At 68.9% G+C, this 10,528-nt stretch carries 10 protein-coding genes and 1 pseudogene; 4 read left to right on the top strand and 7 right to left on the bottom strand.

Annotated elements, in window-relative coordinates:
- Positions 1-119: 119 nt before the first annotated feature.
- Genes IF99_RS0128985 through IF99_RS0128975 form a run of 3 tightly spaced genes read right to left on the bottom strand, consistent with a single transcriptional unit; the run spans position 120 to position 3,329 of the window.
- Entirely contained in the window at positions 120-941 is an 822-nt protein-coding gene (locus tag IF99_RS0128985; protein ID WP_037827948.1) for a TIGR03619 family F420-dependent LLM class oxidoreductase, read from the bottom strand.
- Positions 938-1,936, bottom strand: coding sequence for an amidohydrolase family protein (locus IF99_RS0128980; protein ID WP_037827947.1), 999 nt, complete (start codon positions 1,934-1,936; stop codon positions 938-940). The genes IF99_RS0128985 and IF99_RS0128980 overlap by 4 nt, the downstream gene beginning before the upstream one ends.
- Before the next feature lie 28 nt (positions 1,937-1,964).
- Positions 1,965-3,329: an aldehyde dehydrogenase family protein gene (locus IF99_RS0128975; RefSeq protein WP_031001154.1), complete on the bottom strand. Its 1,365-nt coding sequence runs from the start codon at positions 3,327-3,329 to the stop codon at positions 1,965-1,967.
- Between the two features lie 140 nt (positions 3,330-3,469).
- Between IF99_RS0128975 and IF99_RS0128970 the strand changes: the two genes are divergently transcribed.
- Entirely contained in the window at positions 3,470-4,354 is an 885-nt protein-coding gene (locus IF99_RS0128970; protein ID WP_051703751.1) for a helix-turn-helix transcriptional regulator, read from the top strand.
- Positions 4,355-4,728: 374 nt separating this feature from the next.
- On the opposite strand, the gene IF99_RS0128965 is transcribed toward IF99_RS0128970, so the two are convergent.
- Positions 4,729-5,601 carry a helix-turn-helix transcriptional regulator gene (locus IF99_RS0128965; protein WP_031001150.1) on the bottom strand — a complete coding sequence of 291 codons (873 nt, stop codon included), beginning with the start codon at positions 5,599-5,601 and terminating at the stop codon, positions 4,729-4,731.
- A 189-nt stretch (positions 5,602-5,790) separates the two neighbouring features.
- Here IF99_RS0128965 and IF99_RS0128960 point away from each other — a divergent pair, with 189 nt between their 5' ends.
- Complete coding sequence (locus IF99_RS0128960) at positions 5,791-6,552, top strand: SDR family oxidoreductase (protein ID WP_031001148.1); 762 nt, start codon at positions 5,791-5,793, stop codon at positions 6,550-6,552.
- Positions 6,553-7,151: 599 nt separating this feature from the next.
- On the opposite strand, the gene IF99_RS0128955 is transcribed toward IF99_RS0128960, so the two are convergent.
- Positions 7,152-8,075 carry an aldehyde dehydrogenase family protein gene (locus IF99_RS0128955; protein ID WP_051703750.1) on the bottom strand — a complete coding sequence of 308 codons (924 nt, stop codon included), beginning with the start codon at positions 8,073-8,075 and terminating at the stop codon, positions 7,152-7,154.
- Between the two features lie 146 nt (positions 8,076-8,221).
- Between IF99_RS0128955 and IF99_RS35300 the strand changes: the two are divergent.
- Positions 8,222-8,434 (top strand): annotated as a pseudogene (locus tag IF99_RS35300) (transposase); the annotation flags it as partial.
- A 13-nt stretch (positions 8,435-8,447) separates the two neighbouring features.
- Here IF99_RS35300 and IF99_RS0128950 read toward each other — a convergent pair.
- Positions 8,448-8,885 (bottom strand): pyridoxamine 5'-phosphate oxidase family protein, encoded by a 438-nt coding sequence (locus tag IF99_RS0128950; protein WP_031001144.1) that lies wholly within the window; start codon positions 8,883-8,885, stop codon positions 8,448-8,450.
- 120 nt (positions 8,886-9,005) lie between these two features.
- Between IF99_RS0128950 and IF99_RS0128945 the strand changes: the two genes are divergently transcribed.
- Positions 9,006-9,506, top strand: a complete 501-nt coding sequence (locus IF99_RS0128945) for a GNAT family N-acetyltransferase (protein ID WP_031001142.1) — start codon at positions 9,006-9,008, stop codon at positions 9,504-9,506.
- 4 nt (positions 9,507-9,510) lie between these two features.
- Here the strand turns inward: IF99_RS0128945 and IF99_RS33025 are convergent.
- A protein-coding gene (locus IF99_RS33025) for an IS5 family transposase (RefSeq protein WP_420705734.1) occupies positions 9,511-10,385 on the bottom strand; the annotation gives its coding sequence in 2 pieces (ribosomal slippage) (positions 9,511-9,993 and positions 9,996-10,385; 873 coding nt in all).
- Positions 10,386-10,528: the final 143 nt, after the last annotated feature.

The raw sequence follows: 10,528 nt of genomic DNA, 5'->3' as shown, positions 1-10,528 counted from the left end.
GACCGCCTACCCGCCACCTACCGCGCCATCGCCGGCCTCGTCTCCGACCGCACCGCCAACATCTGAAGGCCGCCGTGAGCAAGGCCAACACACCTCACCCGCTATCACGCACCAACTCGTTACTGTGGTGGCCTCTGTACCGCAAGCACGTCGAGCCGCTTTCGGACGACGTCGGCATCGGTGTCCTGAATGCTGAAGACGAGCCGGTCGACTCCGGCGCGTCGGTAGGCATCCTCGGCGGCAGGCCCGGGCTCCGCGTTCACCAAGGTGACCGGTACCCGCCCCCGCCGCAGCTCCGTCGCCCTGCGCCGCAGAGCGTCGATCCGCCTGCCGAGCCCCTCGGCCTCGCGGGCGGCGACGCCGATGGGCAGCCAGCCGTTCCCGAAGGCGAGTACCCGGCGCTCGACACCGGGCCCCATCCCGCCGACCAGGACGGGCGGCTTGCGCACCGGCTTCGGGTACGCGAAGGAGTCCGCGAACGACACGAACTCCCCCGCGTACCGGACGAGACCGTCCTCCCACAACGCCTTCATGGCCTCGACGTGCTCGGCCAGCCGCCGGTGGCGGGTCGCCGGGTCGACACGGTGGTGGCGCATCTCGGCGCGGTTCCACCCGGCGCCGACCCCGAGCATCACGCGCCCACCCGACAGGTGGTCCAGCGACGCGACCTGCTTGGCCGTGTAGATGGGGTCGCGCTGGGCCAGCAGGCTTACGCCGGTCGCCAGGCCGAGGGTCGTCGTGACGGCGGCCGCGGCCGCGAGCGCGACGAAGGGGTCGTAGAGACGGGCGTAGAAGCTGTCGGGATCCGTGTCGGCTGCGGCGGGCAGGTGTGAGTGCTCGGGCAGCCACAAAGACTCGAACCCCCGTTCCTCGACCTCCCGCGCCAGGTCCATCGCGCTCAGCGACGTGTCGGTGACGAAGGCGCTGATCCCGTACTTCATGAGCCCGACCCGGCTCCCACCGTGACCCCGGCCCGGCGGGCGGCCGCGGGAAAGATCTCGAAGCCGCGCCGCCCGATCGCCTCGGCCGCACCCGCGCGCAGGACCGTCGACTCGCGCAGCTCCGCGATGCCGGCCTCGACGGTCAGCTCACTCGTGCACGGAGTGCCGTTGTCCGACCCGTACACGATGTGGTCCTCGCCCACGAGACGCACCGCGGGCCAGAGCAGGCTGTCCGCGCTCGACGCGGCGGTGTCGACGTAGAGCCGGGCCGTCTGCTCGCGCAGCTCCTCCCGCGTGAGGCCGTTCGGATTGGGCACCCACACCTCGGTGCCCAGCCGGGTGATCCTGCCTGACAGGGCTGGGAACGCTCCTCCGCAGTGTCCGAGCACCACGAGCAGCTCCGGATACCGTCGGAACACCCCGGCGTAGAGCATGTCGATGACACTGCGGGCGGTGTCGAAGGCGACCTCTACCAGCGGGCTCGGCCTGCCCTGCGCAGCGGGCGCGTGGGCGTCCGGGTGGATGAGGATCGGGTTTCCCCGCCGTTCCAGCTCACCCCACAGGGGCTCCAGCTCGGGCGCGCCAAGATGCACACCGGAGAACGGCGCGAGGAGGATGTAACCGTCCGCGCCCAGGTCGTCGGCCCGGCACAGCTCGGCGACTGCGGCATCAACGTCATCGGTGGGCAGGGCGGCCAGCAGACCGAATCGGTCGGGGTGCTCGGCCACGAGCGAGGCGCCATACCGATTCGAGGCCGTGATGCCGGCCTGGACGCTCTCGGGACTCGGCGTGCCGTGCACCCGCGGGACCTGGCTGAGAATCTGCATAGCGACGCCGGTCCGGTCCATGTGCCACAACGTTCGGTCCACGTTCCACACGTAGGGTTCCGGCATCGTGAAGCACTCGTCGTACATCGCCTGCCAGACGGCCCGGACCTGCTCCGGGGTGCCCGGGGGGCTGAAGTGCGCGTGGATGTCCAACCAGCCTGATGGCATGTGGTCCTCCTGTTCCAGGCCGGATCGCCTAGGCGATCCGGACAAGCTTCCAGTTGACGAACTCGGTGATCCCGAAGTCGGAGAGACCGCGGCCGTACCCCGAGTTCTTGACCCCGCCCCACGGAAGGGCCGGGCCGGCGTCGCCGGCCCTGTTGACGAAGACCATCCCGACCTCCAGTTGCGCGGCGACCCGCTCGGCCCGCGCCACGTCGGTGGAGACCACCGTGCTGCCGAGCCCGAAGTCGGAGTCGTTCGCCAGCGCGACGGCCTCCTCCTCGCTGTCGACCCGGAAAACCATCGCGACCTGAGCGAAGATCTCCTGCCGGAAGATCGGGTTGTCCGGCGTGACCCCTGTCAGCACGGTCGGCTCCAAGAAGTAGCCCGTGCGGTCGATCCGCCTCCCGCCCACGGCCACGGTCGCCCCGTGCTCGCGCGCGAGCTCGATCTGCTTCAGGGCCCGGTCGAGCGCCTCCTCTCCCACCAACGGCCCGAAGTCGGTGGCCTCGTCCATGGGGTCGCCGGGCTTCATCGCGGCGAAGGCGGCGGTGAACCTCTCGAGGAAGGCGTCGTAGTGGCTGCTGTGGACGATGAACCGCTTCGCCGACGCACAGGCCTGGCCGGTGTTCATGGTCCGTGCGGCCACCGCGAGCGGCACGGCCAGGTCCAGGTCGGCGTCGTCGAGGACGAGGAAGGGGTCGCTGCCGCCGAGCTCGAGGGTGACCTTCTTCAGGGCCCGACCCGCGGCGGCGGCCACCGCGGATCCGGCTCGCTCGCTGCCAGTCAGGGCGATCCCCTTGATCCGGCGGTCGGCGATCACCCCGGCCGACTGCTCGTTGGTCAGGAAGACATTCGAGTAGAGCCCCTCGGGGGCGCCGGCGTCGAGGAAGATCTTCTCAACGGCGAGTGCGCACCCGGGCACGCTCGGCGCGTGCTTCATGACGACGGTGTTGCCTGCCATCAGCACCGGCGCGGCGATGCGCAGGAGCTGGAAGTACGGGAAGTTCCACGGCTCGATCGCGAAGATCACCCCAAGCGGGGTCGGGTCGACGCGGGCCGTGCCGTCCGCCACCGCGATGTCCTTTCGGGCCAGTATCCGCTCGGCCTCGGCCGCGTAGTAGCGCAGGATCGGCACGCACAGGTCTATCTCCCACAGGAGCTCGACGTAGCGCTTGCCCATCTCGGTCGTCGCCAGCCGGGCCAGCTCCTCCCGGCGCTCGTGGAGCAGGTCCGCCGCGGCGGACAGCACCTTGCCGCGCTCGCCGAACGAGGCCCGGCCCCACACCCGGAAGGTCTCGTCCGCGCGGGTCAGCACCTCCTCCAGTTGAGCGTCGGTGTGCTCGGCGTACTCGGCGACCAGCTCCTCGGTGTACGGGTTGACAGACCTGTAGGTCATGCCTCTTCCTCCTGTGTCGGTTGGCGGGTCGAAGTCCCGCTGACCAATCTGGCAGCGGGCGGCCGGCGCAACCAGGTGGGCGTTATCCGCGTTCCGGCAGAACCACCTTGGTTCCGGGGCCCAGGGGTAGGCTCGGGATCATGACCGGCAACGAGTTCAGCGCGTTCCTGCGGGCGCGCCGCGACAGAATCCGGCCCACCGAGGTCGGCCTCCCGACCGCGGGCCGCAGGCGGGTGCCCGGCCTGCGGCGAGAGGAAGTCGCGATCCTCACCGGGGTGAGCGTCGATTACTACAGCAAGCTGGAACAGGGGCATGTGGCCGGCGCCTCCGCGGAGATCCTTGACGCCGTGGCCGACGCGCTGCGCCTCGATTCCACCGAGCGCGCGCACCTGCACCGTCTCGCCCGGCCGGTCACGCCGCGCCGGCGGACGCGGACGCGTGCGTCATCGTCCGCCACGGCACGGCCGGGCCTGCGCCGCCTGCTCGACCTGATGGCGGATGTCCCCGCCGTGATCGTCGGCCCGTCCTTCAACCAGCTGGCATGGAACAACCTGGCCGACGCGCTGTTCGACCTGTCCGCGCTGGAGTGGGCGGGCCGCACCTTCCCGCAACACCTCTTCCTCGACCCGGCAGCACGCGCGCTGTACCAGGACTGGCCGGACGTCGCCTCCGAGGCTGTGGACTACATTCGGTTCAGCGCCGGTCTGGACCCGGACGACCCAGAGATCCGGGCGGTGGTAGGCGAGCTGTCCGTGAAGAGCCCGGAGTTCCGGACGCTGTGGAACAGACAGACGGTGCGGGACAAGACGTTCGGGCGCAAGCGGCTGCAGCATGGGCTCGTCGGCCCACTGGAGCTGAGCTTCGAGACGTTCCGGCTGCCAGGCGACAGCCGGCGGGCCCTGATCACCTATACCACCGAGCCGGGCTCGCCGTCGGAGGAGCGGCTGCGGCTGCTGGCCAGCTGGAGGGCTGAGCCGGTGACGGAGCCGGGAGCGCACTCGGAGTCCGAGACCTCCACCGACTGACCGCCCGCCCCCCGATACCGGCAGCCCCCCATGCATGCGGCGGCACACTCGGCAATGGCGAGCACCGTCGCTTTCGTGTCGGCCGACACGAACGGTCGCGTCACCGCTGAGGTCCTCGATCCCGTTCACCCGCGGCTCGGTGTCGACGACGGCGCCGGGGGCGTTGCCACCGAGACCCGCAGCGTCGCCTGCACGACGAACGCGATCGTATTGGGAAACGCGCGGATCCGCCGGGCGGTCACGGCTCGCGGACACTTCCCCGACGAGCAAGCCGGCCTGCAGCGCGTCTGCATGGAGATCAGGTCCGTCGATCCCACCGGCAAGGAACAGGCCCGCCGGACGATACGCGAGGTGCGCGCGACGGCGCGGGTTCGTCAACGGGTTCGTGGGTGTGGGGTGTCCGTGGGCTTGCCGCGCCCTGTGCTGTCGGAGTCGGTGGGTGAGAGTGCGGCGAGGAGCCGCAGTTTCTCGTCGCTGTCGCTGTTCTTGTCGGGGTAGTAGACGACGAGGAGAACATCGTCGATGGGGAGTTTGTCGCGGTGGAGACGCAGTTCGCCGACGACGGGGTGGTGGACGGTGGCAGTCCCGCCGTCGAGACGGCGAACGTCGTGGCGGGCCCACAAGGTGCGAAATCGCTGGCTGGACAGTGCGAGTTCTCCGACGAGTTCGACAAACCGGGGGTTGTCGGTGTCGTCCCCGATGGTGATGCGAAGGGTGGCGACGAAGTCGGCGGTGGCTTTCGTCCAGTCCTGGTGGAAGGCCTGCTCCTCAGGGTCGAGGAGGAGGGAACGCAGCCGGTTCTGGCCGGGCCGCAGGCGGGGCGAGAGCGCGACGGCCATGGGGTTGGAGGCCAGGACATCGAATGCGCGCCCTTCGACGAACGCGGGGATCTGAAGGTGGGCGAGCAGTTCGTGCACCCGCGCCGGCACGTGCTCGGGCCGCTGGCGGCGAGGCGCCCTGGGGCGTGCTGCTGTGAGGCCGAGCAGATACGTCCGTTCGACGTCGTCGAGGTTGAGGACCCGCGCAAGCGATTCGAGGACTTGCGGTGAGGGGTTCTTGTCACGGCCTCGTTCCAGGCGCAGGTAGTAGTCGGGGCTGATCCCGGCGAGCAGTGCGACTTCCTCGCGGCGCAGCCCGGGCACACGCCGGTTGCTGCCAGGCGGGATTCCCGCCTGCTCCGGGGAGACCAGCTCGCGCCGGGCCCGGAGGTAGGTGCCGAGTTGGTTGCCGGGAGCCTCGTCCTTCATACCAACACCGTAATGCGGTGCGCGTGTCCCAGAGGGGGTCCCAGCAGGACCAGGGAAGAGTGGGGCACTGCCACATCCGACCGCTGCCGCCAAGACTGTGAGAGCACTGTTTTGCGAGAGACAGAGGGCATCACTGTCTGTGCCGCGGGTCTGAACGCCGGCGGCGCCCTGGACTGAAGGGAAGATTTCATGGATCTCTCCAACCGCACCGTCGCCATTGTCGGCGGAACCTCAGGCATCGGGCGAGAGCTGGCACGGCGGTTCGCCGCGGCGGGCAGCGCTGTGGCCGTTGGCGGCCGCAATCAGGAGGCGTTGTCGGAGCTTGCTAGGGAGGGGTTCGGCACATTCGCCATCGACGTCACGGACAGTGACTCCGTTGGGTCTTTTCGTGATGCCGTGCTCGCCCGGTACCCCGAGTTGGACACCGTGGTGACGATGTCGGGGGTCATGGTCCTGGAGGACTTGCACGACCTGGCGCACTTCGAGACGGTAAAGACGACGATCGACACCAACCTGCTCGGCACCATCCGGGTCATCGACGCCTTCACCCCTCACCTGGTCGGGCAGGGCGCCGGCACCTTCATCACCGTCACCTCCGGCATCGCTTTCCTGCCGTTCCCGCCGATGCCCAGCTACGCCGCCTCCAAGGCCGCGGTGCACGCCTACTCCGAGGCACTGCGCGCACAGCTCGATGGCACTGGCGTCGGCGTCGTCGAGCTCGTTCCTCCGGCTGTCGCCACCGCAGGCCAGGAGCAGGTGAACCCGCACGCGCTGCCGCTCGCGGACTTCGCCACGGAGGTCATGCACCTGCTTACGCAGGAGCCCACTCCCCGCGAAATCCTTGTGGAGGGTGTCCTTATGCACCGATGGGCCGAGCGCGAGGGCACCTACGACGACCTCGTCGCACAGCGCTCCCAGGCCCTGGCCATGCTCCCCAGCCGCCAAGGCTGACACCCATCTCCCGCCGGCCACTTCCTCCCTCTTCGCCGGGCGGGCAGCAGGAAGCTACCGTCCTGGTCGGGAACGGTTCACCCGCGCACTGCCTTGCCGCAGCCCACGTTTCCGGCCTCCATCGCCCCACCGCTGTACCTGACCGGCGGCCTGCCCTTCGGCGTCCCGCTGGAATCCTCGCAGCCGTCGGGGCGCCGTTTGGCCGACTCCGCCCCGGCCGCAGGAGTGAGCAGGAGGGAAGCTTCGACGGCGGATCGTGCGCGGGGGACGCCCTCTGGGCATGAGAGGGGATGCCGGGAGCTGCCTCCTTCGACGGTCCTCGCCCAGAGGGCTCGTGGTGGAGCCGTATGGTCGGCGGTGCGGCTCCAGCCGTCCGCGGCAGAAAATTCGTGGGTGTCCGCGGCGGTGATCATCGTGCCCAGCAGCGGGCCGAACGTGTGGGCACGATGTGCCGCTTGCGGTCATTGATGAGTTTGCCGCCGTCGCAGCCGCAGGAGCCGACGACGGCGGCCGCCCCCGCCGGGGGCGGCCGCGGGCTGGAACGCCGTGGCGCTGCTTCGCGGGCGGGGCGCCAAGGGGGGCCGGGCGCGGTGGCGGGCTCAGAGGTTGACGACGACGGCTTTGGTCTCGGTGTAGGCGTCGATGACGTCGGTTCCGTGCTCCCTGCCGATGCCGGACTGCTTGAACCCGCCGAAGGGAAGCGGTCCGCTGCTCATCTGGTTGACGGTGTTGACCCACACGGTTCCGGCTTGGAGGCGGTCGGCCATGGTGTGGGCGCGACTGAGGTCCCTGGTGAAAACGGTGGCGGCCAGGCCGTAGATACTGTCGTTGGCGATGTGCACCGCCTCTTCGACGTCGTGGAACGGCAGCAGTACGGCGATAGGACCGAAGATCTCTTCCTGGGCGACGCGTGAGGTGTTGTCCAGGCCAGTGACCAGTGTGGGGCCCACGAACAGATCGTCGGACTCCTCGCGGGTGTCACCGATGATCTTCCCGCCGGCCTGGCGGGCGAGGTCGAGGTAGCTGGTGACCTTCTCGTAGTGGCCGCGGGAGGCCAGGGGACCCATCACGGCCTGCGGGTCGAAGGGATCGCCCAAGGGGAACCGGGCCATGTTCTCGGTGAGCAGGCGGGTGAACTCGTCGCGGATGGATTCCTGCACCAGGACGCGCGTGCCGGCCACGCATCCCTGGCCACTGCCCGCGCAGAAGCCCAGCGCGGCGGAGAACGCGGCGGCCTCCAGATCGGCGTCCTCGAAGACGATGAAGGGTGACTTGCCGCCCAGCTCAAGGGTGACGCGCTTGAGGTCACGGGCGGAGGACGCCAGGACGTGCTTGCCGACGGCGGTGGACCCGGTGAAGCTGATCTTGTTGACGTCCGGGTGAGTGATCAGGGCCTCACCGGTGCTCTGGCCGGGGCCGGTGACGACGTTGAGGACGCCGTCAGGCAGGTCGGTGTGCTCACGGATGAGTCCTGCCAGGCGCAGCAGGCTCAGCGAGGGGCCTTGACCCCGGTTCCTGGACACGGGTTATGCGGCTTGATTTGACTGTCTACCGCGAGGTGGGCGACGGATTCGACCGCCCGTTCCGTCCGAGCGATCAAGTCCTGAGCCAGCCACTCATTGTCAAAAGTCATGACACGCAGAGTAGTTGAGGTGAACGGCTGGAGAGCGACCGGCTCACCCCGGCCCGGGTCCGCCGGGGGTTCAGGAACATCCGCGCCCCCCTCGCCTGCCCGGCCCGTGTTCCCCAACCCCGAGGCACCGGCCCCGGACGGCCACCCGGCTCCAAGAACAAACACCGGGCACCCCGCTACGACGTCGGAAAAACAGCTAAACGCCCCGAGACCCTCAAGGCCATAGGCAAGCCCGGAAGATCCTGGTAGACAGAGCACAAGTTCAGCGAGCAACCGTACAGCTCAAGTCGTGGGCTGTCAGGGACGAAGGGGTCAGCCGCAGCCACATCGTGCCGCGCTGAGCAGGATCATCATGCAGGTAGCGGACGAAGCGTGAATCCCAGCGGGACTCATCCGTGCCCAGATAGCGGACCAACTTGCGGCGCCCACGCGGGACGTCGAAGGGGACAAGTTCAGCCCGACCACGGGCGATGACCTGGCGGACAAGCCCCGTAGCGACGTCACACACATCCACGATAAGAGCGATTTGTGCTTCCGCGCTCACCCGGTGAAACAGCTTGGCCCACGGCCCGGTCAGAACCCAGAAGGCCCCCTCCTCCCACAGAAACCACACAGGCCGCACACTCGGTCCATCGGTAGCAATGCGCGCAGTGAGCGGCTGACCGAGGAAGACATCAATATCAAAGGGAGGAGACGTCATGTGGCCATGGTCGTTCTTCCAGACGCCGCCGAACACCCGGACCTTCGACCTAGGGCCTGTTGCGAAAGTGGATCAAGGGTCTCGCTTGGTGTCCGGTATGGGTCGTGTGATGCTGGCGTCGTGACTGATCAACGCGAGGTTGTCATCGTCCGCTGGCCAGGTCAGGGCCCTTCTATGGAGGCCGGGCTGGCCGAGTTGTTGGCGAGCTACCATCTACGGACGGAGGCCGAGAAGGGCGAGGCCGTCGCCGATGTGGAGGGGCTGCCGGACCGCTACCGGGCAGAAATCCTGGACCCGGGGACCGTCTTCGCGGACGCTGTCGTGCTGGTGGCACTCAGCGGGGACACCGCCGTGGGCTGCCTGGTGGTGACCGCCCCCATCGGCGGGCGGTCAGAGGTCAAGAGGCTCTGGACAGACCCGGCGTTCAGGAGCCAGGGCATCGCGTCCGGCCTGGTCAGCGCCGCACTTGCGCATTCTGCAGAAAGTGGCGTCAGCACGGTACGGCTGTCGGTGTGGAAGTGGCGGGCAGGCGCCATCGCCCTGTACGAGCGGCTCGGCTTCACCGTCGCCGAATCATGGGACGAGCGGGATCAACTGGTGTGCATGGAGCGTGCCGTGTGAGTGGTCACAGCCACTCGTTGATCGCTGCAACCAGCACGGTTGCCTCATACCGGACAGCGAGCTTGTCGTATCTGGTGGCTACAGCCCGGTGGCGTTTGAGGCGATTGATCCCGCACTCCACCGCGTGGCGCTCCTTGTAGTCGGCCTTGTCGAACTTCGGCGGCCGACCGCCGCGGGAACCGTGTTTCTTACGGTTGCGGACCTGGTCGGCCTTCTCCGGAATGGTGCAGCGGATGCCGCGTCTGCGTAGGTATTCGCGGTTCGCGCGGGATCCGTACGCCTTGTCAGCGCGGACCTTGTCTGGCCGGGTGCGCGGCCGGCCTGGGCCGAGGCGGGGCACCCGGATGCCCTCCAGGACCGGCCGGAACTGCGGGCTGTCGTGCCGCTGCCCGGCGGTGACCAGCAGCGACAACGGCTTCTGCCCCTGCTCGACCGCCAGGTGCAGCTTGGTGGTCAGCCCGCCTCGCGAGCGCCCCAGGCCGTGGTCGTCGGGCTCGGTGTCGACGCCGCCAGGAGGCTCCTTCTGCTCCGCCCCTTTTTACGAGCTCCGGCGGCATGCTGGTGAGCCCGGGCGATAGTGGAGTCCACACTCACATCCCAGGCGATCAGGCCCTTCGCGTCAGCCTCGGCCTGCAACAACTCGAAGATCCGCTTCCAGGTGCCATCACGCTGCCAGCGTCGGAACAAGTCATAGACCCGGTCCCACGGCCCGTATCGCTCCGGCACGTCCCGCCACGGCGCACCGGTCCTGGTCCGCCACCGTATGCCGTCGATCAACTGCCGCCGTGTCCACGTCGGCGGCCGCCCCGGCCTCTTTCCCAGCGGCAGCAGCGGCTCAAGTCGAGCCCACTGGCCGTCCGTCAGATCTCCACACCCCACGACGCGTGATCATCCACGACCTTGATCCACTTTCGCAACAGGCCCTAGAAGCGGTTGCAGGGGCAGCGGCAGCCGTCGAGAAGTCGGTGCAGTGGTCGGCGGACGAGCTGTGCCGCGGGGAGCGCCCACCGGTGCCCGTCCCG

This window comes from Streptomyces sp. NRRL F-5630 (genome assembly GCF_000719475.1).
GTDB lineage: Bacteria > Actinomycetota > Actinomycetes > Streptomycetales > Streptomycetaceae > Streptomyces.
Note: the sequence above shows the minus strand (reverse complement) of the source record. Positions and strands in the feature narration are given on the sequence as shown.

Bases quoted from the DNA above. Each gene is read 5' to 3' on its own strand.
- IF99_RS0128980 (WP_037827947.1), bottom strand. From the start codon at position 1,936: ATGCCATCAGGCTGGTTGGACATCCACGCGCACTTCAGCCCCCCGGGC.
- IF99_RS0128970 (WP_051703751.1), top strand. From the start codon at position 3,470: ATGACCGGCAACGAGTTCAGCGCGTTCCTGCGGGCGCGCCGCGACAGA.
- IF99_RS0128975 (WP_031001154.1), bottom strand. From the start codon at position 3,329: ATGACCTACAGGTCTGTCAACCCGTACACCGAGGAGCTGGTCGCCGAG.
- IF99_RS0128985 (WP_037827948.1), bottom strand. From the start codon at position 941: ATGAAGTACGGGATCAGCGCCTTCGTCACCGACACGTCGCTGAGCGCG.
- IF99_RS0128950 (WP_031001144.1), bottom strand. From the start codon at position 8,885: ATGACGTCTCCTCCCTTTGATATTGATGTCTTCCTCGGTCAGCCGCTC.
- IF99_RS0128965 (WP_031001150.1), bottom strand. From the start codon at position 5,601: ATGAAGGACGAGGCTCCCGGCAACCAACTCGGCACCTACCTCCGGGCC.
- IF99_RS0128960 (WP_031001148.1), top strand. From the start codon at position 5,791: ATGGATCTCTCCAACCGCACCGTCGCCATTGTCGGCGGAACCTCAGGC.